Origin of the sequence: Lentzea sp. NPDC006480 (assembly GCF_040611995.1) — a bacterium.
In the GTDB taxonomy this organism is placed as follows: domain Bacteria; phylum Actinomycetota; class Actinomycetes; order Mycobacteriales; family Pseudonocardiaceae; genus Lentzea.
In genome coordinates this window covers 232,667-258,139 of record NZ_JBEXPJ010000001.1, presented here as the reverse complement: position 1 = coordinate 258,139, position 25,473 = coordinate 232,667, and the positions used below count along the sequence as shown (strand labels likewise).

Here is a 25,473-nt window from a genome sequence, read left to right as displayed (position 1 = left end):
GCAGGATGCGCAGTGCGGGCGCCAGCAGCAACAACGCCACCGCGAGCAGCCACCAGGTGCGGTGCTGCAGCGCCCAGCTCAGGCTCGCCACGCCCACACCGACCGCCACGGCGGCGAGCGGCAGGTACTTGCGCATCGGCGGGGTCGCGTCGTGCGGAGGCAGCTTCTTGAGCACCGGGATGAGCAGCAGGCTGCCGAACACCACCAGCGGCACGATCGCGAGGAACACCAGCCGCCAGGAGACGTTCTCGGTCGCCCAGCCCGCGACCGCCGGGCCGACCAGCGACGGCACGACCCACGCGGCGGACAGCGCGCCGAAGACCGCGGGCCGGTCGGCCTCGGGGTAGGCGAGCGCGATCAGCACGTAGATCGCGACGATCAGGAAGCCCGCGCCGAAGCCCTGCAGCACGCGGCCGACGAGCAGGACCGTCATGGTCTCGGCCATGCCCGCGACGACCAGACCGGCGAGGAACAGCACCACGCCGATCAGCACCGCGGGCTTAGGCCCGCGCTGATCGGAGAGCCGTCCGGAGAAGACGGTGGCGATGACGCTCGCCGCGAGGTTCGCGAGGAAGGGCCACGCGTAGAGCGCCTCGCCCTTGAGCTCGTGGACCATGGTGGGCATCGCCGTGCCGACCCCCATCGCCTCGAAGGCGAGCAGGGTGACCAGCAGGAGGATGCCCGTCGTGGGCCAGCGGCGGTCAGGCGACCAGAGGCGTGATGGAGCGGGCGCGGTGAGTGTCACCCGTAGATGGTGCAATCTCCAGTTCGGTCGAGGTCAAGCGGTTTGATTGCTCTTCGGCAAGCTTCGCCAGTTCCCTGCGGTTCTCGGCGCGGCCGGGAGCGATCTCGTCGAGCACGTGCACCTCGACGACCAGACCCCTGACCTTCAGCACGCGGCGGATCGAGTCGACGAGCGTGTCGCTGCCGATGAACGCCGGCTGCGTGCTCAGGTGGTCGCCGATCCGGTAGCGCAGCACGATCGGCCGCACCGGCACACCGGCGTCGAGCGCGGCCTGGAACAGCGCCGGCTTGTAGTGCCCGGACGCCAGCCCGCACCACGTCGTGCCCTCGGCGTGGATGCCGACCGCGCTGCCGTTGCGCAGGCTCGTGGTCAGCTCGCTCACGGCCTGCGGCAGCTCACGAAGGTTCTCGCGGTCGAGGTAGACCGTGCCCGCCGCCGTGATGATCTTGCCGAGCACCGGCCAGCTCTTGATGTCCTTCTTGGCCACGAGCCGGATCGGCTGCACCGCGTCGATCGCGAGCTCGTCGAGCCACGACACGTGGTTGCTGGCGACCAGCACGCCGCGCTTCGGGATCTCCTGGAACTTCCGCGCGCCGTGGACCTGCAACCTGACCCCGAACGCCCGCAGCACCGCGTGGAACCACAGGCGGATGGCGCTCTCCCGCTGCTTGTTCGGCAGCAGGAGGGCCAGCGCGATCATGACGCCGCAGAGGATCGCCGTGACGGCCGTGACCGCGCGCCAGACCTGCCGCAGCGTGCCGACCTCCGCGGGCGTGCCACCAACGCACCCGTCACCGCAGGGCGACGAGGGCATCCACGCGTGACTCATGCTGTCTCCCCCAGGAAGAACTTGAGGTAGCGCTGGTCGATGTGGTCCATGCCGAGCAGGATGAACAGGTCCGCGACCCCGAAGTCCGGGTCGAGCGCGGGCCGTCCGCAGATCCACGCGCCGAGCCGCAGGTAGCCCTTCAGCAGCGGCGGCATCACGGTCTTGGCCGGCCGCGCGATCCGGTCGACGTCCCACGGGTTGTGCGGCGTGACGCGGTACTGCTCGGGCGCGTAGTGCTTGGCCTGCACGGTGTCCCAGACCCCTGCCGCGAAGCTGCCACCGTCCTGCAGCGGGATGCTCGCGCACCCGACCAGCCACTTGTGGCCGCTCAGCAGCATGTACCGCGCGATGCCGGCCCACACGAGGCTGACGACGGCGCCGTTGCGGTGGTCGGGGTGCACGCAGGAGCGCCCGGTCTCGACCGTGGTGTGCCGGATGTCGTTCAGGTTGCCCAGGTCGAACTCGCCGTCGCTGTAGAGCCGCCCGGCTTCCTTCGCCCGCTCCGGCGGCAGCATGCGGTAGCCGCCGACGATCTCGCCGGTGCGGTCGTCGCGCACCACCAGGTGGTCGCAGTGCTGGTCGAACTCGTCGACGTCGTGGCCGGGCACGCTGGTGTGCAGCGTCGCCCCCATCTCACCGGCGAACACCTCGTAGCGCAGTCTCTGCGCGGCGACGACTTCTGCGCTGTCACGGGCGACGAGGAGGGAGTAGCGGGGAGCGTCCTCGTCCTGCTGGACGGGGGTGCTGACAAGCAGTTCCGGCTGCGTCATGCGAACCAGGGTGAAGCCGGGTTGGCGAATGACAGCAGGTCAGAACGATGACCGATCAGTGGCAGTCGGGTTAACCCGAGGTGGTCCGCTCGCCTGGGCGGGTGATCTGCGCCGCTTCCGATCGCGAGACGGTCACAAGTGCCGCGTTCCGAGCCGTTTCAGCACATCATCCGCACCCGGTTGAACGACGAAGGGCCGCCCCGCGAACGGGACGGCCCTCCAGAGCTCGAATGCTCAGCCCTTGCGCTTCTTGACCTCTTCGGTCAGCTGCGGCGCGACGTTGAACAGGTCGCCCACGACACCGAAGTCGGCGATCTCGAAGATCGGCGCCTCGGGGTCCTTGTTGACCGCGACGATCGTCTTCGAGGTCTGCATGCCCGCGCGGTGCTGGATCGCACCGGAGATGCCCAGCGCCACGTACAGCTGCGGCGAGACCGTCTTACCGGTCTGGCCCACCTGGAACTGGTGCGGGTAGTAGCCCGAGTCGACCGCGGCGCGCGAGGCACCGACGGCGGCGCCCAGCGAGTCCGCGAGCTCCTCGACCACAGAGAACTTCTCCGCCGAGCCGACGCCGCGGCCACCGGAGACGACGACCGAGGCCTCGGTCAGCTCCGGGCGGTCGCCACCGACGACGGCTTCGCGCGAGGTGACGCGGGCGGACTTGGCGGGGTCCACGGAGACGGAGACCGACTCGTCCAGGACGGCGTCCGCGGCGGACTCCTCGGCTTCCACACCGCCGGGGCGGACGGTGATGACCGGGGTGCCAGTGCCGACCTTGGCCTTCACCACGAAGGCGCCACCGAAGATGGACTGCACGCCAGTGCCGTCCGCCTCGATGTCCACGACGTCGACGAGCAGGCCGGAGCCGAGGCGCACGGCAAGGCGGCCCGCGACCTCCTTGCCCTCGACGGTCGCGGAGACGAGCACCGCGGACGCGTTCGGGGCGAGTGCCGCGAGGGCGTCGACCTTCGGGGTCACCAGGAAGCTCGCGGCGTCGTCGGACTCGACGGCGTAGACCTTGGCGGCGCCGTACTTGCCGAGCGACTCGCGGATCTTGGACGCGGTGCCGGGAGCGGCGACGACCACTGCGGCCGGCGTGCCCAGGCGACGGGCGGCCGTGAGCAGCTCGTAGCTGACCTTCTTGACCTCGCCGTCGACGTGGTCGACCAGAACCAGAACTTCAGACATGATTTCCCCTCCCTCAGATGAGCTTCTGGCCGACGAGGAACTCGGCGATCTTGGATCCGCCGTCGCCACCGTCTTCGACGCGCTCGCCGGCGCCACGCGGCGGCTTCGGGGCCGCCTCCAGCACCTGGGTCCACGCACCGGACAGGCCGACCTCGGACGCGTCGACACCCAGGTCCGCCACGGTGACCGTGGAGACGGGCTTCTTCTTCGCGGCCATGATGCCCTTGAAGGACGGGTAACGCGGCTCGTTGATCTTCTCCGTCACGGAGACGACAGCCGGGAGCGTGGCCTCGAGGAACGCGACGCCCTCGTCGGTCTCGCGCTCGCCCTTGATCGTCGTGCCCTCGACGGTGACCTTGCGCAGCTGGGTGACCTGCGGCAGGCCGAGCAGCTCGGCGAGGATGGCCGGGACAGCGCCCGCGCGGCCGTCGGTCGCCTCGTTGCCCGCGATGACCAGGTCGACGTTCTCGACCGTGCCGATCGCCTTCGCGAGGACCTTCGCCGTCGCCAGCACGTCCGAGCCGTGCAGCGCCTCGTCGCTCACGTGGATCGCCTTGTCGGCACCCATGGACAGCGCCTTGCGGATGGCGTCCGTCGCGCGGTCGGGACCCATCGCGATGACGGTCACCTCACCGCCGTGGGCCTCCTGCAGCTGCAGGGCCTCTTCGACGGCGCGCTCGTTGATCTCGTCGAGCACGGCATCCGCGGACTCGCGGTCAAGGGTGTGGTCGGCGTCGGTGAGCTTGCGCTCGGACCAGGTGTCAGGCACCTGCTTGACCAGGACAACAATGTTCATAGGTCCTCTTCGACCTCCTGCGGACGGGCGGCGACGCTTACGCGGAGGACTCTAGGGATTGCGCCGCCGGGTGTTCACGACCCTGCCATCTATCCGGATGTTACCCATCAGTAGCACCCCTGCAAACGGCAGCAAGCACCCCGCAAGCGTGACAGTTGTCACCCGTTGACGACACCTTTTGAGACTTAACCCATTCGGGGGACTACGCTGCCGGGCTTATGTACCGGCGAGTAGCAGTTGTCACCGACTCCACGGCCTGTCTCCCGGCGCAGCTGACTGATCAACTCGGCATCGAAGTGGTCCAGATCCAGGTGCGGATCGGCGACCACACGGATGACGAGTCCCGCATCCCGGTCCCGGACCTGGTCTCGGCCATGCGTTCGAACGTGCCGGTGGCGACGATCCCGCCCGACCCCGGCGCGTTCTTCTGGACGTACAACGAACTGGCCGCGCAGGGAGTCCGCTCGATCGTGTCCGTGCACGTGTCGGGCGGGTTGTCCGCGACCGTCGAGGCAGCCCGCACCGCGGCCGCCCAGGTCCGCGTGCCGGTGCACGTCGTCGACACCCACACCTGCGGGATGAGCATCGGCTACGCCGTCCAGGCCGCCGGCAAGATCGCTGAAGCGGGCGGCACCGTCGAGAGAGTGCTCGCGACCGCCCAGCGCCGCTACGACAGATCCACCGAACTGATCTACGTCGACACCCTCGAGTACCTGCGGCGCGGCGGCCGCATCGGTGCCGCGGCGGCGCTGGTCGGCGGTGTGCTGTCGATGAAGCCGCTGCTGACCATGGCCGACTCCCAGATCACCCCGCTGGACAAGGTGATGGGCGCCGACCGCGCGCTGAACCGGATGCTGGACATCGCGATCAAGCGCGCGGGCACCGACACCGTGGACGTCGCCGTCGAGCACTTCGACGCCGAGGAGAAGGCCACCCGGCTGCTGCGCAACCTCCGGCGCCGCGTGCCGAACGTCCGCCAGTTCATGTTGACGCAGGTCAGCTCGGCGATCGGCGCCCACGTCGGCCCCGGTGCGCTGGGGATCACCGTTTCGCCGGTCTGAGTTTCGGGGAACTCCAGGGCCCGTGCCGTTCGTTATCCGGACGTAACGGACACCTGGAGGGACCTCAGATGGCCTCGTTCATGGACAAGATCACCAGGTTCCTGCGCAGCCCGCAGGGTCAGCGGCTACAGGCCAAGGCACGGCAGGTCGCTCAGGATCCTCGTCGGCGTGCGCAGGCCGAACAGCTGCTCCGCAAGTTCCGCGGCAAGAAGCACTAGCTACTTGAAGAGGGCGTTCAGCTCGCCGTACTGCAGACCCCCTTCGACACTGCTGTAGGTGCCCTGGGTGAGCAGCTCTTCCGCCGCTCGCTTGGCAAGGGCATAGGCCGCCTCGGCGACCCCGGAACCGAGGCTCACCCGCGCGACGCCCGCCTTCGCCAGCTCGTCGACGGCGGGCGCGCCGGGCCCCACGAGCAGGTTGAGCGGCGCCGCGATGCCCTTGGCCAGCTCGGTGACGGTCTCCAGGTCGGTCACGCCCGGCACGAAGATGCCGCTCGCTCCGGCATCGAGGTAGCTCGCGGCCCGTTCGAGCGTGCGCTCGATCCGGGTCGCCGGGTCGCCGACCTGCCGCAGGAACGTGTCGATCCGCGCGTTGAGGTAGAGATCTTTTCCTGCCTCCCGCGCCGCCGCGTAGCGCTCCTTCTGCTCCGCGATGTCACGCAGTCCCGCACCGAGGCCGTCCTCGATGTTCACGCCGGACGCACCTGCCTGCACGATCTGCCGGACCGTCTCCGCCACGTCGTCAGCGGTTTCGCCGAAGCCCGTCTCGATGTCCGCGCTCACCGGGATCTTGACGGCCTTGACGATCCTCGCGACGAGGTCGACCGCACGGTCACGGGCCAGCTGGTCGCCGTCCGCCGCACCGAGACTCCACGCCACACCGGCACTCGTGGTGGCGACGGCCTTGGCGCCGGCGGCCTCGACGACGAGGGCGGAGGCGACGTCCCAGGCGTTCGGGAGAGCGAGCGGTCCTGGCTGGTGGAGGGCGTGGAAGAGCTGGGTGCGGGCAGCGCTGGAAGTCATGCCTTGAGTGATATCAGCCGCCACCGACAAAAATCCGGCGAGTTTCGGACAGGAACCGACGACTTTCCGACCTGCGCCGGTGTTCCCGCTGCCGGAAGCCTCCCCGCTCCACCCACGTGCTCGCCGGGTCAGGGCGTGATGGGCGGCGGAAGTGCGGTGTCCACAACGACCTTCGGCTCACCCTCCGCGACAGGGCCCCCACTCGGCAGCGGCAACCGACCTGCGTTCAGCAACCGGCCCCGCATCAGGCGACCGGCTCGGACCTCGTGGATGCCTCAACGACCACAGAGTTGTCGACGACGACCGCCGTTCAGTTGCTGCCGGCCTTGCGGCGCACCTCTTCGAACGTCCGCAGGTACCGCTGCCGGAAGTCCTCGCGCTCCACCCACGTGGTGCGCTCGACCGGCTGAGGCGCGGCGGGCGGCGGAAGTGCCGTGTCCACAACGACTTCCGGCTCGCACTCGGCAACCGGTTCGGGCTCCGGCTCGACCTCGGCGACAGGTTCGGCGTCAGCGGCAGGTTCGGCGTCGGCAACCGGGCCGGGGTCTGCGAGCGGCTCCTCGACGGCCTCAGGACTGTCGGTGTCGGCCGCTACGGTTGATTCGGGGGCTTCGTCGTCCCCCGAGGGGGGCCCGAGGTCCCCATCCCGATCGTATCCGGCGGCACCGACAGTTTCGGGCTCGTCTTCGACCACCCGCTCGTCGGCCACCAGCTCGTCGGCCACCAGCTCGTCGGCCACCGGTTCGGCGAACGCGGCCAGCGCCGGTTCCAGCTGTGGCAGGCCCACCACCGGGTTGCGGTGGATCGGGCGCGAGTCGTACTCGGCGTCGATCGCCTCGACCGCCGGGGGCTTCTCCACCCAGGTCCGCTCGGCCGGCTCGTCCGAGGCGGACGGCGACCTGCTGCCGGCGTCCTCGCGGCGCCGCACCAGCACGTACATCAGGGCTGCCCCCAACGTGAAGGACAGCACGCACAACCCGAAGACGATCCCGACGGCCCCTGCCATGCGAAGGCTCCTACCTATACGACCAGGACGTCGACCTGGGGTCCGCCGTCCGAGGGCGGGCCCCAGACGGGGTCCACGATCACCCTTGTGGTGATGACGCTGTCCACCCCCTGCGCGGCCAGGTAGTCACGCACCAGGCCGGCCCTCTGCATGGCGAGCACGTCGCAGCGGTGCGACTCCGTCTCGCCGTTCCACGCGTGCGACACCAACGTCACCGAGCCCCCGGCGACGTTGCGCAGCACGCTCGCCAATCCCCGTCGCACGTCCTCGCCGCGGCCCACCAAGGAGGAGGTGCCCGGCGCGAACGTGATCCCCTTGACCGCGTGCGACGAGAACAGCTCGCGCACGTTCTGCTGTGCCACCACGGCGGACACCAGGATCGGCGCCGCGGGCTCCATCCGCAGCGGCGACACGAAGTCCGACACCGGCACCGGGCCCCGCGGCACTGCGGGCACGGCGGGCGACGACGACAGCGCCGTCTCCAGTTCCTCGCCGTAGACCGTGAAGCCGAATGCCGTCACCGAGGCGGGCACCATCAGCGCACCGACCAGCAACGGCACCCAGCCCCTCATGAAGCAGCCACCTGTTCCGGGATCAACGTCGGCGCGACCCGTTCCGCCGCGGAGGACAGAGCCGATCGGGCGGCGGCGAGCTGGGAGTGGACGACCCGCCTGAGCTCACGGAGTTCGTCAGTCTGTTCCGCGACCTCGGCCAGCCGGCGCTGCGCCTCGCGGCACGCCACCTTCACCACGAACTCCGCGCGCGCCTTGGCCAGCGCCTCCTGCTCCTGCAGGTGTTGCGCGGCCTCGTTGCGGCGGCGGGTCATGGTGAGCTCGAAGAAGTGCTGCGCCTTCTCGCGCTTGCGTTCCGAGTCGGCCTCCAGGGAGTTGCACTGGAGAGCCGTCTCACGCAGCAGGCGGTCGGCGTCGGTCTGCGCCTGGGCCATCGCCTCGGCGCACTCGCGCTCGACCTCGTCGGCGCGCTGGCGGTGCTGGGCTTCGAGATCGGAACAGCGGCGTTCCATCTCCAGCTCGCGCCGCTCCATCGCCGCGGCGCGGGTGGCGCAGTCCTGGCGCACCGCGTACAGCTCGGACTCCGCCTCGGCACGCATCACCGTCGCCTCGCGCTCGGCTTCGGCGCGCAGCGCGGCGAGCTCGACGTCGGTGCGGGTGCGGAGGTCAGTGCACTCGCGCTCGGCCTGCAGGCGCATCTCCGCCGACTCGTCCTCGGCGAGGCGGAGCATGCGGTGCATGCGTTCGGTGGCGCCCGCGTGCGTGCCCGAGTTGGCTTCGAGGCGCTCGATGCGGGCGCGCGCCTCCTCCAGTTCCCGGCGCGTCATTTCCAGGTGTTGACGCAAATCGGCGGCCTGGGCCAGAGCTTCCGCGCGGTCGAGGCTCGTGAAGCGCAGCTGCTCCTCGAGATTCTCGATGTGCTCGATGACCTGACGGCGATGAAAACCTCGGTAGACAACGTCGAAAGCGGCGTGCAGCGGAACTAGTTCCGGCTCTTTTGCACCCATGGTCACCTACTCACTCAACCAGGCCGAAGATTGTGCGAGCTTACCCACGCCCGGTACCTCCAACCAGCGTCGACAGTGGACACAACGGGCACCTGTAACACGTGGAATATCCGTCTTTTCCTGCACAAACGAGACCGTTGTAGATCAACTCCAAACAACGGCCAGTCACCCGATTGTGTCAAGTAGGACGCCTTTCCGAGGGGTTCACTCCATGCGTTCGCCGTGTACGGAAAGCAACCACCCAGGCGTAGATCACACGAATTGACATCGATCGTTGGTGGCTACTCCGATCACCCTTCGTTAACCTTCTCGTTCGTGCCCTCACGAGTAGCCGTCGTCACCGACTCGACCGCGTCACTTCCGGCCCGGCTGGCCGAGCGTTTCAACATCATCACGGTCCCGATGCAGCTGAAGATCGGGTCGGAACTGATCGACGAGGCCTACGTGCCGACCGACCGGCTGCTCCAGGCGATGGACGCCCAGATCCCGATCACGACCCAGCCACCCGCGCCGGACGCGTTCTTCTGGGCCTATCAGGACGCGTGGGCCAAGGGCGCGGAGACGATCGTGTCGGTGCACGTGACGCCGAAGCTCTCCCCCGCGACGGACGCGGCGAAGGCGGCCGCGGCCAAGTCGCGCGTGCCGGTGTTCATCGTGGACTCGCACTCGTCGGGCATGACGCTCGGATTCGCGGCCCTCGCGGCCGCGCGGATCGTGCAGTCCGGCGGCAACGTCCAGAACGCGCGCAACGTCGCGGAGGAACGCGGCCGCAACGCCCACGTGCTGATCTACGTCAACACGCTGCACTACCTGCGCCAGGCGGGCCGGGTCAGCGCCGCGGCGAAGCTCTTCGGCGACGCGCTCTCGGTCAAGCCGCTGCTCACCGTGGTGAACGGCGAGGTGGAGCCGTTCGACAAGGTCGTCGGCCGCGAACGCGCGCTCGGCAAGCTCGTCGACAAGGCGGTGGCGCTCGCCTACGGGCGCAACGTGGACCTCGCGGTCGAGCACTTCGCGGCCGAGAAGGAGGGCCACGAACTGCTGCAGATGCTGCAGAAGCGGATCCCGCACGCCCGCGACGTCGTCCTCACGCAGGTCAGCGCGGCCATCGGAGCGAACGTCGGCCCCGGCGCGCTGGCCGTGACCGTCTCGCCGTTCTGATCAGAGCCGGTCCACTTCCTCGGCGAGGAGCAGTCCGGCGTCGAACCCCATGGGTCCGAAGTGGCCGGCCAGCTCCAGCGAGAGCACGCCCTGCAGGCGCGTCCAGAACGACAGCGCCCGGTGCACGGTGGGCGACGACGCCGCCAGCCCGCTCGCCCACCCGCGGTCCATGGTCAGCAAGACCTCGAACGGGGTCCTCGGCTCGTCCGCGGGATCGGCGCACACCTCCAGCAGCACCGCCATGATCTCGTTCGAGATCGCGGTGATCTCGTCCGGCGCGTGGTAGCCGGGCACCGGCGTGCCGTAGATCAACAGGTACCGCTGCGGGTCGGCCAGCGCCCACTCCCGGATGATCGCGGCGAGCGCCACCACGGTCGTGCCCGCCTCGTGCGCGGCCCGCACGGTGTCGGCCAGGCTGCGGTAAGCGTCCCGGATCAGCGCGGTGATCAGCTCGTCGCGACCGGCGAAGTACCGGTACAGCGCCGGCCCGCTCATGCCCATCTCCTTGGCGATGGCGTTGAGCGACAACGCCGTCACCCCGGCCTCGGCGATCTGCGCCCACGCGTGCCGCTTGACCTCGTCGCGCACCTGGGTCCGGTAGCGCTCGCGCGGGTTCTTCGCCGAGTCCGTCGTCATGGTTAGACCCTCTCACATTCGTTATTGACACTCACACACATGTCCGCTTAGCTTTCATCTTGTCACCAATGTTAGACCCTCTAACCAACACGACAAGCCGTAGCGAAGGTGAGATCATGTCTGTCAATACACGCCCAAACGTCCGCGCGGCCGCCTATCCGACGACGTCGACGCTGGTCGCGGCCTGGGCCGCGCCGGTCATGGTCATCGGCCAGTTCGGTCTGCTCTCCGGGATCCCGATCGCCGTCGCGCTGGTCGCGAGCCTGCGCAACCGCCGGTCGAAGGCACTGCGCTGGTGGACAGGAGCGCTGACGCTGGCCTACGCCACTCCGCTGACGATGTGGCTCGCGGGCCCGAGCGAGGCGCCCAGCCTCTCGAAGTACATGAGCCCCGCGATGACGGCGGTTCTCGCGGGTGTCGGCGTTGCCACGGCCGTCGCGCACCAGGTAGTTCGCAGGAGGTCTACTGGCAAGTAACCTGACGGCGTGACCCTCCCCCTGACCGGCGAACGCACAGTGCCCGGTATCGCGGAAGAGAACTACTGGTTCCGCCGGCACGAGGCGGCGTACCTGCACCTCATCGGCCACTGCGCGGACGCGGTCGTGCTGGAGGCGGGCTGCGGCGAGGGCTACGGCGCCCAGCTGATCCGCACCGTCGCGCGGCGGGTGATCGCACTCGACTACGACGAGCTGACGTCGCAGCACGTTGCCAAGCAATATCCGGAGCTGAACGTGCTGCGCGGGAACCTCGCGATGCTGCCGTTGCGCGACGAGAGCGTCGACGTCGTGGCGAACCTGCAGGTCATCGAGCACCTGTGGGACCAGGAGGGCTTCCTCGCCGAGTGCCGGAGGGTGCTGCGACCAGGCGGGAAGCTGATCGTCACGACGCCGAACCGGCTGACGTTCTCACCGGGCCAGGACACGCCGCTGAACCCGTTCCACACCAGGGAACTGGCACCGTCCGAACTGGACGAGATGCTCACGGAAGCTGGTTTCCGCGTTGACGAACTGACGGGACTGCGTCACGGGAAGAGGCTTGACTCCCTCCTGGATGGACAGATCATCAGTGCACAGGTCGAAGTCGCCCTGTCCGGTGCACCGTGGCCGGCCGAGCTCAAGGAGGCTGTCGAGTCGGTGACGGTGGAGGACTTCGACATCACCCCTGAGGACATGGACACCTGCCTCGACCTCGTGGCCGTGGCGGTGCGCGCGTGAGCCCGAGAACAACCGAGGGCACGTTCTGCCTCGTCCTGCACAGCCATCTGCCCTGGCTCGCGCACCACGGCACGTGGCCGGTCGGCGAGGAGTGGCTCTACCAGGCGTGGGCGCACTCGTACCTGCCCGTCGTGGACATGCTCAGAAGGTTCGCCGACGAGGGCCGCGAAGACGTCCTGACACTCGGCGTCACACCGGTCCTGGCCGCACAGCTCGACGACCCGTACTGCTTACGCGGCGCGCACGACTGGCTCGGCAACTGGCACCTGCGCTCGCACTACGCCGGTGAACGGCTGCGCGAGCTGTCCGCGTACGAGCACCGGGCGTCGTCCTGGGCGCTCGAGAAGTTCGAATCCCATTGGCGGCACGGGTTCTCGCCGATCCTGCGGTCCCTTGTGGACTCCCAGACGATCGAGCTGCTCGGCGGCCCGGCGACACACCCCTTCCAGCCCTTGCTGGACCCGAAGGTACGAGCCTTCGCGCTCAAGGCCGGTCTGGACGACACGAGACTCCGGATCGGCCGAGCGCCGGAAGGCATCTGGGCGCCGGAGTGCGGTTACTCGCCCGGCATGGAGGCGGGATACGCCCAGGCCGGCGTCAAGAGGTTCATGGTCGACGGGCCCGCGCTGCACGGCGACACCTCGACCGCGCACCCGGTCGGATCCAGCGACGTGCTGGCGTTCGGGCGTGATCTCGAGGTCTCGTACCGCGTGTGGTCGCCCAAGGTCGGCTATCCGGGCGATGCCGCGTACCGGGATTTTCACACGTTCGACCACCCGACGGGCCTCAAGCCGTCGCGGGTGACCGGCAAGAACGTGGCGCCGGAGGACAAGCGGCCGTACGACCCGCTGCTGGCACGGGAAGCGATCGGCCGGCACGTCGAGGACTTCGTCGAGACGGTCGTGCGACGGCTGCGGGCGATCGACGGCGGCCTGGTCGTCGCGGCGTACGACACCGAGCTCTACGGGCACTGGTGGCACGAAGGTCCTCTGTGGCTGGAAGCGGTGCTGCGGGCGTTGCCGGAGGCCGGCGTGCGGGTGACGACCCTCAGAGGCGCCATCGATGCCGGGCACGTCGGCAAACCTGTCGAGCTGCCGGCCTCGTCGTGGGGCAGCGGCAAGGACTGGCGGGTGTGGGACGGCGCGCAGGTGTCGGACGTCGTGTCGCTCAACGAGTCGGTGCAGAAAGAACTGCTGGAGCTGGACTTCTCGTCCGACGTGCGGGATCCGGTGCTGGACCAGGCGGTGCGCGAGGCGTTGCTGGCGTTGTCGAGCGACTGGGCCTTCATGGTCACCAAGGACTCGGCCGCGGACTACGCCCGGTACCGCGCGAAGATTCACAGCGATCGTTTCAGCGAGCTGGCGGCGTTGGCGCGGAGCGGTCGTGGACGTGCGAGGGCGGCGGAACTCCGCGCGGCAGACGGTCCTTTCGGCCATCTGGACGCGCGAGGAATGAGGTAACGGGATGCGCGTGCTGATGTTGTCGTGGGAGTACCCGCCGGTGGTCGTCGGCGGGCTGGGCAGGCACGTCCACGCGCTCGCGACACAGCTGGCCGCGCAGGGGCACGACGTCGTCGTGCTCTGCCGACAACCTTCCGGCACCGACGCGGTCACGCACCCGACGGTCGACGTGGTCAGCGAGGGCGTGCGGCTGATCCGCGTCGCCGAGGACCCCGCGCACTTCGTCTTCGAGAAGGACCTCCTGGCGTGGACCCTCGCGATGGGGCACGCCATGACGCGCGCGGGCCTCGACCTCGGCGACTGGCGCCCGGACGTGGTGCACGCGCACGACTGGCTGGTCACGCACCCGGCCGTCGCGCTGGCGGAGTCCTTCGGCGTGCCGCTGATCGCGACGATCCACGCGACCGAGGCCGGGCGGCACTCCGGCTGGCTGTCGCACCCGCTGAACCAGCAGGTGCACTCGGTGGAGTGGTGGCTGGCGAACCGCGCCGACTCGCTGATCACCTGCTCCTCGGCGATGCGGCGCGAGGTGGCGCATCTGTTCGATGTGGACACCGACGTGGTTTCCGTGCTGCACAACGGGATCGAGCCGAACGGCTGGAAGGTGCGCGCGAAGGACGTCGGAGCGGCCCGGCGCACCTACTCTCCGCACGGCGATCCGTTGCTGCTGTTCTTCGGACGCATCGAGTGGGAGAAGGGCATCCAGGACCTGATCGCCGCGCTCCCCCGGATCCGCAGGCACCACCGGGGCACGCGGGTCGTCGTGGCCGGTGACGGTTCGCAGACCGAGTGGCTGCGGGAACAGGCGCGCAAGCACCGGGTGCTGCGCGCGGTGGAGTTCGTCGGACATCTCTCCGACAGGTCTTTGGCGGCGTTGCTCACAGCCGCGAACGCCGTGGTGCTGCCCTCGCGGTACGAACCGTTCGGGATCGTGGCGCTGGAGGCCGCGGCAGCCGGGACGCCGCTCGTCGCGTCCACCGCCGGTGGCCTCGGTGAAGTGGTGCTGGACGGCGTCACCGGACTGTCGTTCGCCCCCGGTGACGTGGACGGAATCGCTCACGCGGTGCGGGACGTGTTGTCCGATCCGACGTCCGCCGCCACGCGTGCCCGTGCCGCCAAGGAGCGGTTGGGCACCGACTTCGACTGGGCCACGATCGCCTCCGGCACGGCCGAGGTCTACGCAGCCGCGGAAGTGCGCGAACCACGAGTGCTGGGGCGTCCCAAGATCGCTACGGGCAACCTGTTCACTTGATCTTGGTACAGTCGCCGGTCCCGTTAACAACAGGTGACCGAGGACTGAATGAAATACCAACGCTTCGTGGCGCTCGGGGACAGCTGCACCGAGGGCCTGGACGACCTGCTGCCCGACGGCCGGTACCGCGGCTGGGCGGACCGCGTCGCGTCCGTGCTGGACGCGCCGGGTTTCCGCTATGCCAATCTCGGTGTGCGCGGCCGTCGGCTCGACCAGATGCTGGTGGAGCAGGTCCCGTCCGCGGAGTCGTTGCAGCCCGACCTGGTCGTGCTGTTCGGCGGCGGCAACGACGTGATGTCAGGCGCGTCGGCCGCCCAGATCGCCCGCCGCGTCGACGCGATGGTGCGTGCCGTGACGTCGTTCGCGCCGACGGTCGCCGTCTTCACGTTGAGCGACATCTCGCAGCGCATGCCCTTCGGCTGGCGCATGCGGCCGCGCATCGAGGCGTTGAACGACGCCGTGCGGGTCGCTGCCGTGCGTTATGGCGCGGTGCTGGTCGACGTGTGGGGCGACGAATGCGTGCAGGACTCGCGCTTCTTCGGCCCGGACCGTCTGCACCTGTCGTCGTTGGGGCACCGCCGGTTGGCAGGGCACGTGCTGTCGGCGCTGGACATCCCGTTCGACCCGGCGTGGATGGCGCCGCTGGACGGCACGGCCGCGCCCGCCTCGCTGTGGGACCACGTGCGGTGGCTGCGCGACCAGGTGCTGCCCGTCGCGTACTCACGCTCGCGCAACAAGCTGATCGGCCGCCAGCCGGGCGACGGCTTCCGGCCTAAGCGTCCGCAGCTTCTTCCGTTCGCTTAGCCAGCGCCTCCTTGGCCTTGCGGGCCATGTCCGCGATGTCGGCCCGCCGCTGAGCGTCCGCCTCGTAGTCGGCGCGCCGATCCCGCACGACCCGTGCCGGCGCGCCCACCGCGATCTTGAAGTCCGGCACGTCGCCGCGCACGACGGCGTGCGCTCCGAGGACACACCCGCGGCCGACCCTGGTACCCCTGAGCACCGTCACCTTGGCGCCGAGCCAGCAGTCCGGCCCGATCCGCACCGGCGACTTCACGATGCCCTGGTCCTTGATCGGCAGCGTGATGTCCTCGGTCTTGTGGTCGAAGTCGCAGATGTAGACCCAGTCCGCGACCAGGCTGGAAGCCCCGATCTCGATGTCAAGGTAGCAGTTGACCGTGTTGTCCTTGCCGAACACGACCTTGTCGCCGATGCGCAGCGATCCCTCGTGGCACCGGATGGCGTTGCCGTCGCCGATGTGCACCCAGCGGCCGATCTCCAGCCGCCCGTAGCCCGGCCGCGCCATGACGTCGACGCGCTTGCCGAAGAAGACCATGCCGCGCAGCACCACGTGCGGGTTGAGCAGGCGGAACTTGAGCAGCCGCCAGTACCGCACCAGGTACCAGGGGGTGTAGGCCCGGTGGCGCAGGACCCAGCGCAGCGAGGCGAGCGTGAGGAAGCGGGCCTGCTGGGGGTCGCGGCGCGACCTGGCCCAGCGAGTCCACACCGGTGCGCCCCACATGGATGTCATAGGACGGCACTTTAACTATTCGCGGACACCGGCCCGCTCAGACACCACCTGGCCGGCTCACGGGACCTCTGGCGACCGTTCCGCCCGTCGCTGTTCGCGGCGCTGAACGATCCGCTCGACCACGTCCTGGTCGATCGGGACCAGCTCGCCGTCCTTGCGTCCTCGCTCCAGGTCCTCGAGGAGGTGGCTGCGCTCCCAGCCCGAACCGGTGACGTACCGCTCCTCCAGTTCGAATCCCCGCGGACCCTTCCACGTCCTGAGCACCCCGTCGGGATCGTCCACCTCGGTCCTGTAGTCCAACCAGGCGAAGTAGGAGTACTGGCCGTCCAGAGGAGCCAGGTAGGTCATCCGTTCCCGCTGCCGATGCTCGAACCGCGTTGCCGCGGCGGCGTCGATCCGATGCACCCCGCCGGTGCCGGACTCCGCCTGACTCAGCGCGGTGGTGGGTTCCCAGACGAGTTTGGTCGTGAACGCCTCGTCGTGCGTCTGCCCCCGGTCGTCCACCCACCGCCTGCACACATGCCGCGGGTCCTCCACTCGCGGCCAGGTCTCGGTGACGATGGCGAAGTACTCGTACTGTCGTTCCAACTCAGCTCTCGTCTCGTCCGGGGAGGACGCGCCCCTCGCGGTGCAAGGGGCGCGTCCGTCGATCAGGGGTTCCGCTTGTAGTTCTTGATCTCCTTCGCCGCAGGCGGGGTCGGCACCTTGACGAAGATGCTCTCCGACTCCGCGTTCTCGGCTGCGTTGTCCGCTTCGATCCTGCCGATCTCGAGCTTCTCGTCGTCGGTGAGGCCCCGGTTCTCCGCCTTGGCCTTGGCCTTGATCGCGTTGATCTGCGCCTCGTTCGACCTGCGAATTTCGTAGTGCGGTTCCTCGACCTTCTTCGCGTCGAAGCTGTCCTTCGTGTGGAACTGGAGTTCGAAGAGCTGGCCGCCCTTCGACTCGAAGGTCACGTTGATGCCTGGGTAGGCCTTCGTGCTCGCCCAGAAGTTCTTGATCGTGACGAGCGTGTAGCCCTTCAACTCGAAGAAGCGGATCACCTCGTGGAACTTGTTCGCGTACGTCGCCTCCGGGAACAGGTAGGTGTACCTGACCGCGTCGTTCATCTTGGCCGCGACCTTGTCCAGCGGCACCTTGTTGCCGTCGACGTCGGTCCGCTCGTCGAAGAACTTGCGCAGGTAGGACGGCTGGCTCTTGAGGGTGTTCCCCGTTTGCCCCCTGCCGACCCTGACCGCCCGGGTGGCGTCCGCGATGGCGTCGACGTCCGGCGTGATCAGTTTCTCCTGCTGCGCGGCCTTCTCCAGCTGGGCCTTGGCCCAGCCGTAGTCGTCCGCGTTGATGCGGACCTTGAGCGCGCCGATGTCGTGCCGGTACTCACCGTCCACGACCGTCGGCTTCGGGTAGGTCTCCTCGCCGGGGGTCGGGTTCGGGCTTTCACACCCCGCGGCTGCGGCCGTCAGGCCACGGACACAGGCCGTGGGCCGCTCGACCTTGAACTTCGCGTCCTCGAGCTTGGCGAGGCCGTTCTCGATCCGCAGCGTGCCGCCCTCGACGCGCAGGATCGACCCCTCCAGCTTGCTGAGGTCACCCTCCAGGCGAGCGGAGTACGAATCCAGCCGGTAAAGCCTGCCGTCGATGGAGACGATCGCGTTGTCGATCTTTCCGACGCCGCTCTCGATGTCCACCTTGGAGGTGATGACCTCGCCGACCGAACCGGGGAGCCGGTTCGGCACGGTGTCGTGCAGCGTCACCCGCCAGCTCCTGAGCTCGGCGAGGTGGTCGAGAATCTTGCCGGTGCCCTTGAGGAGCACGTTCTTCATCAAGCCGAGCGACTTGGTGAGAGCGCCCGCGCCGCCGGTGAACTCCGACGTCGCCAGCGCGAACGACAGGTCCCAGATCGTCAGGCCGAGCGCCTTGGCCGGGTTGTCGTGCCACTCCTCCAGGTGGATCAGCGTGTACGGGTGCTCGATCGTGTACTTCAGACCCTCGACGATCTGGTTGCACGAGTCCCACGAGTAGACGTTGAAAAGGCAGTCCCCGACGGTCACCAGGCCGTCGAGCATGCCCTTCGCACCTTCGTAGACACCGCTGCCGATGTTCTTGTACAGCAGGGTCAGCTTGTCCTGGCCCGTGCGCAGCAGCTGGCAGGCGGCCTGGTCGCCGGCCGCGCACAACGCCCCCGCCCGCAACGAGTCCATCGCGGCCTCGCCGTAGGCCTTGAGGCCGCTCTTGGTGAACTCCCCGACCTTGTCCACGATGAGCTTGCAGGCGTCGAGGGTCTTGAGCCCACCGCGCGAGTTCATGCACTGGTTGACCGTGAGGATGCCGTTGGCCAGCTCGGCCGTGAGCATCTTCTGCTTCTCTTCGGCCTCCTGCCGCGCGATCTGCTCGGCCTGGTCGAGCCGGAGACGGTACTCGTGGACGTCCTTGATCTTCTCGGCGACGGCTTCGATGAACTGCTGCACCGCGTCACTGCTCGCCCGGGCCATCGCGTAGATCTGCTCGGTCGCCGCGGCCGCCCGGTCCGCGCTCGCGGCCGAAGCGCTCGCGGCCGCCGCGGCGTTGTTGGCGGCGACGGCGTCCCGCCCGGCGGTGCTGGCCCACTGGCCGGCGGTTCCGGCCGCGCTGTCCGCCGCGACGGCGTGTTGCACGGCCTCGTTCGCCGCACCGTGCGCGGTCTGCGCGTACTGCGCGGCCAGCTTCGCGGACTCGAAGGCACGGGCGGCCGCCTCGAACGCGGGCTTCACGGTCAGTTCGGCCCGGTCGGCCGCCTGGGACGCCCTGACCGCGGCCTGCGCGGCCTCGGCCGCTTTCTCGCCGGCGAGCCGGGACTGCTCCTCACTGATGAGAAGCGCCTCGGAGACGAGCTGCAGGGCCTTGCGCGCGTCGGCGTTGATCGAGGCGTACGGCCTGAGGATCACCTCCACCGCTTTCACGGAGTCGACGACCAGTGAGGCCGACGCTGCCGCGGCGGACGCCGCCCGTTCCGCGATGACCGACTGGAAGACGGCCTGGTTCGCCTCGCGCACCGAGGCTTCCGTCTCCTGCAAGGTCATGTCGGCGGACGCCTTGGCGCCCAGAGCCTCGTTCGTGGCTTCCAGCGCGAGCCGGTTCGCCTCGTCCGCGGCCCGGCGTGCGGTCACGGCCTGCTGAGTCGCCTCGTTCGCCGCCGCACGCGCCGCCCGCGCCGCGTTGGCGGCACGCTCGGCCGCCGCCTGTGCCTCCTGCGCCGACGCTCTGGCCGCCGAAGCCCATCCGGCCGACTCGTTCGACGCGGCGCGCGCGGCGTCGCGCTGGCCCCGGATCTCCCTGGTGACCTCCTCGACGTTCTCGCCGCGTTCCCTGGCGAGTGCCTCGCGTTCCTCGAGCCGCCGCTGGTACTGCTCCGTGCTGATCATCCGTGCGTTGTGCACGATGTCGAGGGTCTGGATCTGCGTCTGGATGGTGCGGACCTTGGCGACCGCGGCATCGTGCTCGCCCGCCAGCCGGGTGGCCTCGGCGTTCGCCGCGAACGCCGCGCTCGCCGTGGAGGCCGCGTTCCGTGCGGCACCTTGGGCGTTGACCCGGTGGTTGCGGGCCTTCGCGGCTTCCCGCTGCGCGTCCGCGGCCTTCGCGGCGGCGATGTCCTTCTGCTGCTTCGCCCGGTCGCGCGCCGCGATCGCGATGTCCTGCTGCCTGCGCGCCGCCTCGGCGAGCTCGGCCGCTTTGGCCTCCTGGCGTTTCGCCTCCGCGAGGTACTTCTCCGCGTTGTTGGCGTGCTCCTGGGCGTTGCGGTCGGCGTCGAGCGCGCGGCTGTCGGCCAGCGTGGCCGTTGCCGCGTGCGCCGACGTTTCCGCGGCGAGCGCGGCGGCGTCCACGGCGTTGCCGATGCCGATGGTGACCTTGGCCCACTCCAGGCCGTTGGTCATGCCGGTCTCGACCAGCCGTTCGGCGGCGCTGCGGGCCCGCTGGGTCGACTCGACGGACGCCAGCGCGATGCGGTTGGCGGCTTCGGACTCGCGCGCCGCGGTGGCCCGCTCGACGTCAAGCAGTTCGTTGCGCCCCAACTGCCCGTGCGCTCGGCCCGGCTTGTCGTCGCGGAAGATCTGGTCCGCCTTGTGAGCCGCTTCGACGGCCCGTTTCATGGCGTAGGTGACGTCTTCCAGATACTTCACCGCGTCGATGTTGGCGCGCATGATCTCGGCGCGCGCCTTGGCGGCGACTTCGCTGCGGCGGGCGAGCTGGTCGAGCTCGGCGATCGCGTTGTTGCGGTCCTCCAAGGCTTTCTGGATCGCTCGCTGCATGTCGTGGTCGCGCTTGTTCGCCTCGTGGTAGTCGACGAGGTAGAACTGGCGGATCCGGGCGTAGTCCTTGCTGGAGAGTGCGGCCTCGCCCTCCACCTTCACCTGGGGTCCACCCATGGCGACCATCTCGCGGACGCGGGCGATGATGCGGTCCTGCTCGGCCTTGTCGTCCTCGGCCTGTTGCTTGTCCCTCTTCAGCGCGATCTCGTAGCCGTACGCCACGAAGTCCTTGATCGCCTGGTCACCGGAGCGCAGCGCCGCCTCCGCGCCCTCCTTGACGTTCGGGCCGCCGGTGCGCGCCCACTCCTCGACCTTCTTGCGGTTCGCGGCCTTCTCGGCGGCCTTGCGCTGATCCGCCCGGGCCTGCGCCTCGGCCTGGCCGTGGTCGATGAACCAGATCAGCTTCTCTTTGGTGCCAACGGCCAGCGCCGCCTTGGCCGCGTCGCGGACCTCGACGTCCTCCGCGTGCTCGGAGATGTCGGTGACGAGCATCTTGTAGAACTCGTACTCGTCGTCGACCTCCTGCGGCGGAGGATCGTTGTTCGCGGCCTGCTGGAGCACCGGAACCGGTGGTGGCGCGGCGGTTGCGCTGACCGTGCCGCCGAAGAGGGCGAGCACGAGCGCCGCAGAAACGGGCATGACTAACCGGCGCCGCAACACGGCGCCTGATGATCTTTTGTTCATGATGTCAGCGATCCCCCAGATCGCGCTCTACGGCATCCTTGGCCGCTTTGCGAGCTTGCTCAGCGATGGCCAGCCATTTGGCGGCCTCGCCCTGTGCCCACCTGACCTCGTCCGCCCAGGAGGTGTTGGACTCGGTGGCCCGGCGGAGAACCTCTGCCCAGTCCTGTTCGGACTGGGCGTTCCGCGCGTGTTCCGCGATTCGGGCCCACGCGGCAGCCTGTGCGTCCGCTTTCCCCTTCTCCGCCAGCCAGTCCACTGAGGACTGTCCGGCCTCGCGGTCGATCTGCTCCCACGCGTTCTTCGCGTCCTGGCGGTACTTGCGCGCCAGCTCGCCGCTCGACTCGCGCTCGGCCTTCTCCGCGGCGAGTGCCGAGTCGGTCAGCAGCCTGATCCGGTCCTGCCAGATCACGTTCTGCTGCAGGGTGGACCGGATGAACCTCTCCTGGTCGAGGTCGGCCCCGATCTTCCAGTAGTACTTGAAGAACAACGCGACGGACCGGTCGTCACCGTTGATCGCGCTCTGCGCCAGCGCCCGCACCTGAAGGCCGGGATCGTCGGCCGCAAGCCGGGCGACGTAGTCGCGGTCCTCCTTGACGAGCCGGGCCAGCCGCTCCTGCCGCTTGTTGTCGTTGAGGCGGTCCAGTTCCTGAGCGCGTGCGTATCCACTTTGGACGTACTCTTCCTGCGCCGCACTCTTGGCGATCTTGGCTTCCCCGGACGAGCCGTTCACTTCACTGCCCGGGATGGAGGTCCGGTGGATCTCCCCGATGTACCAGGCGTTCGAGTCCTCCCGCGCCTTCGCACGTCTCATCGCCTCGGAGTACCCGGTCCGGATGAACGCTCTGATCTTCGCGTCGTCGTTGCTCTCGAACGCCACGTATGCCGCGGCCTGCAGTTCGGGCGGCATGTCCCGGTTGTACGACAACTTCCACACCGTGTCGCGCATGTCCGCGGTCAGATCCACCGCGGCCGCGATCATGAACGACGAGTCCGCGAACGCGGGAGCGGGTTTCACCGCCCCGGCAAGGCCTGCTGTGAGCACCACGGCCATTAACGCGGGCATGAGCGTATGACGCCCCATGTCCATCCCCCCAGAATCCATGTGGCGGGCTAAGTCGCCCGTGAAGTTCCTAGCACCTGGAGCGCCCGAGCGGACACAAACAGTTAAGTGATGCAGGTCACACCACGTTGCGCATCGCTTGGAGGGCGTGCGAAGTTCCCCTCCGGCATCCGACGATTCGTTGGTCGAGCGGCGTGGCTGGGGAGCCACACCGCGCCTGGGGGCGATGCCGATACGAGTCTTGGGGGATTCGTCTTGTCCAGACGCAGTCTGGCTGGCCGCGGCATGCGCGGAATCAGCGCGCTCGCGGGCGCCATCACATTCGCCGGCAGTCTGCTGGTCGCTCCGGCGCACGCCGCCGCCGCACCGTTCGGCGTCGATCCGCAGGCGATGGCCGCCGCGGAGGCGAGGGCGACGCAGGTGTCGGACCTCCAGCAGCGGCTGGCCGCGGCCAGCACGCTCAACGAGCAGGTCACACCCACTCAGGTGCGGATGACCGACCTGAACTTCACCATCTGGATCTGGGAAGCGGCGGGGAAGAAGAACTTCACCGCCATCAAGCGCGAAGCGCAGAAGGCATTCCTCGACGAGGTGAACGAGGCGGACGTCAACGCCACCTACAAGTTCATCACCGAGGGCATCTTCCCCGCCTACCGCGAGGACGTCCGGAACCTCGCCAGCCAGTCCGACCGCGTCCGGGAGCGGATGGCCGCGGCGGAGCTCGTCGGCTGGATGCCGCTGGAGGAGCAGTACAAGACCAACTCTCTCGAGAGCTTCGTCATCCGGCTGTACACCCTTGCCCCGGCGGGCAGCGAGGTCAAGGCGAAGGCGGCCGAGGTGCTGACCGCCACGTCCACGGACGCCGACCGTCAGAAGTACATCACCCAGGGCATCGTCGCGGCGTTCAACCTGGACAACCAGCGCAGGCGCGAGGCGGAAGCGCAGGCGCAGCGCGCACGGGACGAGAAGAAGGCGAGCGACGACGCCCGCATCCTGGCCTGGAAGGTCGTTTCCAGGCCCACGATGCCGGACGAGCTCAAGAACATCACCGACTCCGAGTTCACCTACGAGATCTTCCGCAAGGCGCTCGGCAAGAACGTCGTCGCCGCCGCTCAGCTGGCACTGGACAGCCGGGACGCGGCGAAGATCAAGGCCTTCATCTTCACCGGCGTCCACACCGCTCACCAGGCGGACGTCGCCGAGGAGAACGCGAAGGACGCGGTCGAGACCGAGAAGAGGATCAAGGAGATCCTCGACAACGCCAGGCGGGACGGCTACCAGCCGGAGGTCGTCGCCGCCGCCACCACCGCGCTGGCAGGCGACCTGACCGCGCGGCACTCGTTCCTCAACCTCGGCTTCTCCGAGGCCGTCAGGAGGGATCTGGCCAAGCCCAAGAACGAGCTCGTGGTCGAGTTGCAGGGCCAGGCCTCCGGGCGTTGCGTCCAGATCGCGGGCGTGTACGAGCAGGCCATCGAGAACAACCAGTACAACGAGCTGTGGGACTGCGTGCGCGGCCCCAAGCAGGTGTGGGTGATGAAGCAGGTCGGCACCAACGAGTACATGCTGCTCAGCCTGATCTCGCGGCAGTGCCTGGAAGGCTCCGTCGAAGTCCTGCGCCAGAACCCGTGCGACGCCAACAACGGCAACCACAGGTGGAACTTCGTCGAGAACACCGACGGTTCGTTCCAGATCAAGAACGTGGCCACCGGCAAGTTCATCACGGCCAAGGACGGCGGCACTCCGAACGCCACCAATGTCGTCAGCTACGGCAACACCAACGACGGCCACCAGCGCTGGCGCATCATCGACCTGGCGCACCGCTCCGACGCCACGCAGGTCGCTGTCGGCCGCTACCAGCTCAAGGGCGTCCAGTCCGGCCGCTGCCTGCAGACCGCGGGCGTGTGGGACACGCCGAACCAGGGTGCGCTCGCCAACCTCGCGAACCAGGAGATCTGGGAGTGCGTCGGCGGCGGCAAGATGGCGTGGGACCTCGTCGACCTCGGGGGCAAGAGGTACGCGCTCAAGAACGTGATGTCCGGCAAGTGCCTCGACGTCAAGTACGGCGGCTGGGCCAACGGCACGGAGCTCGTCCAGTACGAATGCCACTACGGCGACACGGAGCAGTTCGTGTTCAGCGCCGAGCCCGACGGCACCTTCGTGCTGGAGAGCGCGCTGACCGGTAAGGCCGCGGACGTGTGGGGCGCTGCCGTGCAGAACGGCGCGTGGGTCGCCATCCACGACACGCACCGTCAGGGCAACCAGAGGTGGACGCTGGTTCCCGCGTGATGCGCCACACCGAGTGAAGGGGCTCCCTCCGGTTCGCCGGAGGGAGCCCTTCGCACGAAGATCCGCACGCAGGACGGAAGTGCTGTCCGGCAAGCTGGTGACATGGCGATCCCTCTGATCATCGACACCGACCCCGGCGTGGACGACGCGTTCGCGATCGCGCTGGCCGCCCGCAGCCCCGAGGTGGAGCTGAAGGGCCTCACCACGGTGTTCGGCAACGTCGCGCTCGACCTCACCACCCGCAACGCCCTGGGCCTGCTCGCGCACCTCGGCCGCACCGGCGTGCCGGTGGTCAAGGGGTACGAGGGGCCGGCCGGGGCGGCGGACGTGCACGGGGAGGACGGGCTCGGAGGGCAGGCGCACACGTTGCCGCAGAACAATAAGGGCCTTTACGGGGACGACCCGATCCGGTTCTTCGCGGACAACCTGACGCCTCGCACGGTGGTCGTCGCCATCGGGCCGTTGACCAACATCGCGGCGGCGCTCGACGCCGGCATCACGTTTCCGCAGCTGATCGTCATGGGTGGTGGGCTGGGTCTCGGCAACATGACCGAGCGGGCCGAGTTCAACTTCTGGGCCGACGCCGAGGCGGCTCAGACGGTGATCCGCCGCGGCAACCCGATCATCGTGCCGCTCAACCTCACCCAGCGGTGCATCGCGGACACGGAGTTCCTGGCGAACGTCGACCCGGTGCTGAGCAACTTCACCGGCACCTACCGGGCGTACCTCGCGCGGCACTCCGAGCAGAACCTCTCCCAGCGCGAGGAGGGCATCCTGATCCACGACGCCGTCGCGGTGGCGGAAGCGATCATCCCCGGCACGCTGAAGCTCAGGACCCACCTGCTCGACGTCGACGACGAGGGCGCCCTCGTCGAGGGAAAGCACCAGGTAGAGGTTGCGGAAGACACCGATTGGCCTGCGCTGCGGGCCTTCATGGAGCAGCGCTTGTCCGTTTGACGACAACTTCACGTCGCTC

At 68.8% G+C, this 25,473-nt stretch carries 24 protein-coding genes; 10 read left to right on the top strand and 14 right to left on the bottom strand.

Going from position 1 to position 25,473, the window contains the following annotated elements:
- The 5 genes from ABZX92_RS01210 to ABZX92_RS01190 all read right to left on the bottom strand — a co-directional run.
- On the bottom strand, positions 1 to 745 hold a 745-nt coding region (locus tag ABZX92_RS01210; RefSeq protein WP_355552112.1), incomplete at its 3' end, for an MFS transporter.
- Entirely contained in the window at positions 702 to 1,574 is an 873-nt protein-coding gene (locus tag ABZX92_RS01205; protein WP_355552109.1) for a lysophospholipid acyltransferase family protein, read from the bottom strand. The genes ABZX92_RS01210 and ABZX92_RS01205, both read right to left, overlap by 44 nt.
- Positions 1,571 to 2,344 carry a GNAT family N-acyltransferase gene (locus ABZX92_RS01200; RefSeq protein WP_355552106.1) on the bottom strand — a complete coding sequence of 258 codons (774 nt, stop codon included), beginning with the start codon at positions 2,342 to 2,344 and terminating at the stop codon, positions 1,571 to 1,573. The genes ABZX92_RS01205 and ABZX92_RS01200 overlap by 4 nt, the downstream gene beginning before the upstream one ends.
- Positions 2,345 to 2,578: 234 nt before the next feature.
- Positions 2,579 to 3,532, bottom strand: coding sequence for an electron transfer flavoprotein subunit alpha/FixB family protein (locus ABZX92_RS01195; RefSeq protein ID WP_355552103.1), 954 nt, complete (start codon positions 3,530 to 3,532; stop codon positions 2,579 to 2,581).
- 13 nt (positions 3,533 to 3,545) lie between these two features.
- Positions 3,546 to 4,328 (bottom strand): electron transfer flavoprotein subunit beta/FixA family protein, encoded by a 783-nt coding sequence (locus ABZX92_RS01190; protein ID WP_355552100.1) that lies wholly within the window; start codon positions 4,326 to 4,328, stop codon positions 3,546 to 3,548.
- 218 nt (positions 4,329 to 4,546) lie between these two features.
- Here ABZX92_RS01190 and ABZX92_RS01185 point away from each other — a divergent pair, with 218 nt between their 5' ends.
- Together ABZX92_RS01185 and ABZX92_RS01180 are read left to right on the top strand one after the other, a co-directional pair.
- Positions 4,547 to 5,389 carry a DegV family protein gene (locus ABZX92_RS01185; RefSeq protein WP_045315859.1) on the top strand — a complete coding sequence of 281 codons (843 nt, stop codon included), beginning with the start codon at positions 4,547 to 4,549 and terminating at the stop codon, positions 5,387 to 5,389.
- 68 nt (positions 5,390 to 5,457) lie between these two features.
- On the top strand, positions 5,458 to 5,607 hold the full coding sequence (locus ABZX92_RS01180) for a hypothetical protein (protein ID WP_355552097.1): 150 nt from the start codon (positions 5,458 to 5,460) through the stop codon (positions 5,605 to 5,607).
- Here the strand turns inward: ABZX92_RS01180 and ABZX92_RS01175 are convergent, their stop codons facing one another.
- The 4 genes from ABZX92_RS01175 to ABZX92_RS01160 form a co-directional block, all read right to left on the bottom strand.
- Positions 5,608 to 6,411 (bottom strand): isocitrate lyase/phosphoenolpyruvate mutase family protein, encoded by an 804-nt coding sequence (locus ABZX92_RS01175; RefSeq protein ID WP_355552094.1) that lies wholly within the window; start codon positions 6,409 to 6,411, stop codon positions 5,608 to 5,610.
- 310 nt (positions 6,412 to 6,721) lie between these two features.
- Positions 6,722 to 7,417, bottom strand: a complete 696-nt coding sequence (locus ABZX92_RS01170) for a hypothetical protein (RefSeq protein WP_355552091.1) — start codon at positions 7,415 to 7,417, stop codon at positions 6,722 to 6,724.
- A gap of 14 nt (positions 7,418 to 7,431) precedes the next feature.
- On the bottom strand, positions 7,432 to 7,989 hold the full coding sequence (locus ABZX92_RS01165) for a hypothetical protein (RefSeq protein ID WP_355552088.1): 558 nt from the start codon (positions 7,987 to 7,989) through the stop codon (positions 7,432 to 7,434).
- Positions 7,986 to 8,936, bottom strand: coding sequence for a hypothetical protein (locus ABZX92_RS01160; RefSeq protein WP_355552086.1), 951 nt, complete (start codon positions 8,934 to 8,936; stop codon positions 7,986 to 7,988). The genes ABZX92_RS01165 and ABZX92_RS01160 overlap by 4 nt, the downstream gene beginning before the upstream one ends.
- Positions 8,937 to 9,251: 315 nt before the next feature.
- Here ABZX92_RS01160 and ABZX92_RS01155 point away from each other — a divergent pair, with 315 nt between their 5' ends.
- A complete protein-coding gene (locus tag ABZX92_RS01155; RefSeq protein WP_355552083.1) occupies positions 9,252 to 10,094 on the top strand; it encodes a DegV family protein in 843 nt (280 codons plus the stop codon).
- Here ABZX92_RS01155 and ABZX92_RS01150 read toward each other — a convergent pair whose 3' ends face one another.
- Positions 10,095 to 10,730 (bottom strand): TetR/AcrR family transcriptional regulator, encoded by a 636-nt coding sequence (locus ABZX92_RS01150; protein WP_355552080.1) that lies wholly within the window; start codon positions 10,728 to 10,730, stop codon positions 10,095 to 10,097.
- 116 nt (positions 10,731 to 10,846) lie between these two features.
- Between ABZX92_RS01150 and ABZX92_RS01145 the strand changes: the two genes are divergently transcribed.
- Genes ABZX92_RS01145 through ABZX92_RS01125 form a run of 5 tightly spaced genes read left to right on the top strand, consistent with a single transcriptional unit; the run spans position 10,847 to position 15,460 of the window.
- Positions 10,847 to 11,206 (top strand): hypothetical protein, encoded by a 360-nt coding sequence (locus tag ABZX92_RS01145; protein ID WP_355552078.1) that lies wholly within the window; start codon positions 10,847 to 10,849, stop codon positions 11,204 to 11,206.
- A 9-nt stretch (positions 11,207 to 11,215) separates the two neighbouring features.
- Complete coding sequence (locus ABZX92_RS01140) at positions 11,216 to 11,944, top strand: class I SAM-dependent methyltransferase (RefSeq protein ID WP_355552075.1); 729 nt, start codon at positions 11,216 to 11,218, stop codon at positions 11,942 to 11,944.
- Complete coding sequence (locus ABZX92_RS01135; protein WP_355552073.1) at positions 11,941 to 13,404, top strand: glycoside hydrolase family 57 protein; 1,464 nt, start codon at positions 11,941 to 11,943, stop codon at positions 13,402 to 13,404. Before ABZX92_RS01140 ends, ABZX92_RS01135 begins: the two co-directional genes overlap by 4 nt.
- Positions 13,405 to 13,408: 4 nt before the next feature.
- Positions 13,409 to 14,656: a glycosyltransferase family 4 protein gene (locus ABZX92_RS01130; RefSeq protein ID WP_355552070.1), complete on the top strand. Its 1,248-nt coding sequence runs from the start codon at positions 13,409 to 13,411 to the stop codon at positions 14,654 to 14,656.
- 48 nt (positions 14,657 to 14,704) lie between these two features.
- A complete protein-coding gene (locus ABZX92_RS01125; RefSeq protein WP_355552067.1) occupies positions 14,705 to 15,460 on the top strand; it encodes an SGNH/GDSL hydrolase family protein in 756 nt (251 codons plus the stop codon).
- Here ABZX92_RS01125 and ABZX92_RS01120 read toward each other — a convergent pair.
- From ABZX92_RS01120 to ABZX92_RS01105, 4 genes are all read right to left on the bottom strand, one after another.
- Positions 15,429 to 16,184: a DapH/DapD/GlmU-related protein gene (locus ABZX92_RS01120; RefSeq protein WP_355552064.1), complete on the bottom strand. Its 756-nt coding sequence runs from the start codon at positions 16,182 to 16,184 to the stop codon at positions 15,429 to 15,431. The two genes, ABZX92_RS01125 and ABZX92_RS01120, sit on opposite strands and share 32 nt — an antisense overlap.
- Before the next feature lie 57 nt (positions 16,185 to 16,241).
- Positions 16,242 to 16,772, bottom strand: a complete 531-nt coding sequence (locus ABZX92_RS01115) for a hypothetical protein (RefSeq protein ID WP_355552062.1) — start codon at positions 16,770 to 16,772, stop codon at positions 16,242 to 16,244.
- A 62-nt stretch (positions 16,773 to 16,834) separates the two neighbouring features.
- Complete coding sequence (locus tag ABZX92_RS01110) at positions 16,835 to 21,106, bottom strand: hypothetical protein (protein WP_355552060.1); 4,272 nt, start codon at positions 21,104 to 21,106, stop codon at positions 16,835 to 16,837.
- 49 nt (positions 21,107 to 21,155) lie between these two features.
- Complete coding sequence (locus ABZX92_RS01105) at positions 21,156 to 22,214, bottom strand: hypothetical protein (RefSeq protein ID WP_355552058.1); 1,059 nt, start codon at positions 22,212 to 22,214, stop codon at positions 21,156 to 21,158.
- A 252-nt stretch (positions 22,215 to 22,466) separates the two neighbouring features.
- Between ABZX92_RS01105 and ABZX92_RS01100 the strand changes: the two genes are divergently transcribed.
- A complete protein-coding gene (locus ABZX92_RS01100) occupies positions 22,467 to 24,497 on the top strand; it encodes an RICIN domain-containing protein (protein ID WP_355552055.1) in 2,031 nt (676 codons plus the stop codon).
- A gap of 102 nt (positions 24,498 to 24,599) precedes the next feature.
- The gene (locus ABZX92_RS01095) at positions 24,600 to 25,454 is read left to right on the top strand and encodes a nucleoside hydrolase (protein WP_355552052.1); all 855 of its coding nucleotides are present in this window, start codon (positions 24,600 to 24,602) and stop codon (positions 25,452 to 25,454) included.
- Positions 25,455 to 25,473 lie beyond the last annotated feature (19 nt).

Coding starts and splice junctions, on each gene's coding strand:
- ABZX92_RS01175 (WP_355552094.1), bottom strand. CDS start 6,411: ATGACTTCCAGCGCTGCCCGCACCCAGCTCTTCCACGCCCTCCACCAG.
- ABZX92_RS01150 (WP_355552080.1), bottom strand. CDS start 10,730: ATGACGACGGACTCGGCGAAGAACCCGCGCGAGCGCTACCGGACCCAG.
- ABZX92_RS01095 (WP_355552052.1), top strand. CDS start 24,600: ATGGCGATCCCTCTGATCATCGACACCGACCCCGGCGTGGACGACGCG.
- ABZX92_RS01195 (WP_355552103.1), bottom strand. CDS start 3,532: ATGTCTGAAGTTCTGGTTCTGGTCGACCACGTCGACGGCGAGGTCAAG.
- ABZX92_RS01170 (WP_355552091.1), bottom strand. CDS start 7,417: ATGGCAGGGGCCGTCGGGATCGTCTTCGGGTTGTGCGTGCTGTCCTTC.
- ABZX92_RS01110 (WP_355552060.1), bottom strand. CDS start 21,106: ATGCCCGTTTCTGCGGCGCTCGTGCTCGCCCTCTTCGGCGGCACGGTC.
- ABZX92_RS01145 (WP_355552078.1), top strand. CDS start 10,847: ATGTCTGTCAATACACGCCCAAACGTCCGCGCGGCCGCCTATCCGACG.
- ABZX92_RS01185 (WP_045315859.1), top strand. CDS start 4,547: ATGTACCGGCGAGTAGCAGTTGTCACCGACTCCACGGCCTGTCTCCCG.
- ABZX92_RS01120 (WP_355552064.1), bottom strand. CDS start 16,184: ATGACATCCATGTGGGGCGCACCGGTGTGGACTCGCTGGGCCAGGTCG.
- ABZX92_RS01105 (WP_355552058.1), bottom strand. CDS start 22,214: ATGCCCGCGTTAATGGCCGTGGTGCTCACAGCAGGCCTTGCCGGGGCG.
- ABZX92_RS01190 (WP_355552100.1), bottom strand. CDS start 4,328: ATGAACATTGTTGTCCTGGTCAAGCAGGTGCCTGACACCTGGTCCGAG.
- ABZX92_RS01180 (WP_355552097.1), top strand. CDS start 5,458: ATGGCCTCGTTCATGGACAAGATCACCAGGTTCCTGCGCAGCCCGCAG.
- ABZX92_RS01125 (WP_355552067.1), top strand. CDS start 14,705: ATGAAATACCAACGCTTCGTGGCGCTCGGGGACAGCTGCACCGAGGGC.
- ABZX92_RS01160 (WP_355552086.1), bottom strand. CDS start 8,936: ATGGGTGCAAAAGAGCCGGAACTAGTTCCGCTGCACGCCGCTTTCGAC.
- ABZX92_RS01130 (WP_355552070.1), top strand. CDS start 13,409: ATGCGCGTGCTGATGTTGTCGTGGGAGTACCCGCCGGTGGTCGTCGGC.
- ABZX92_RS01165 (WP_355552088.1), bottom strand. CDS start 7,989: ATGAGGGGCTGGGTGCCGTTGCTGGTCGGTGCGCTGATGGTGCCCGCC.
- ABZX92_RS01200 (WP_355552106.1), bottom strand. CDS start 2,344: ATGACGCAGCCGGAACTGCTTGTCAGCACCCCCGTCCAGCAGGACGAG.
- ABZX92_RS01205 (WP_355552109.1), bottom strand. CDS start 1,574: ATGAGTCACGCGTGGATGCCCTCGTCGCCCTGCGGTGACGGGTGCGTT.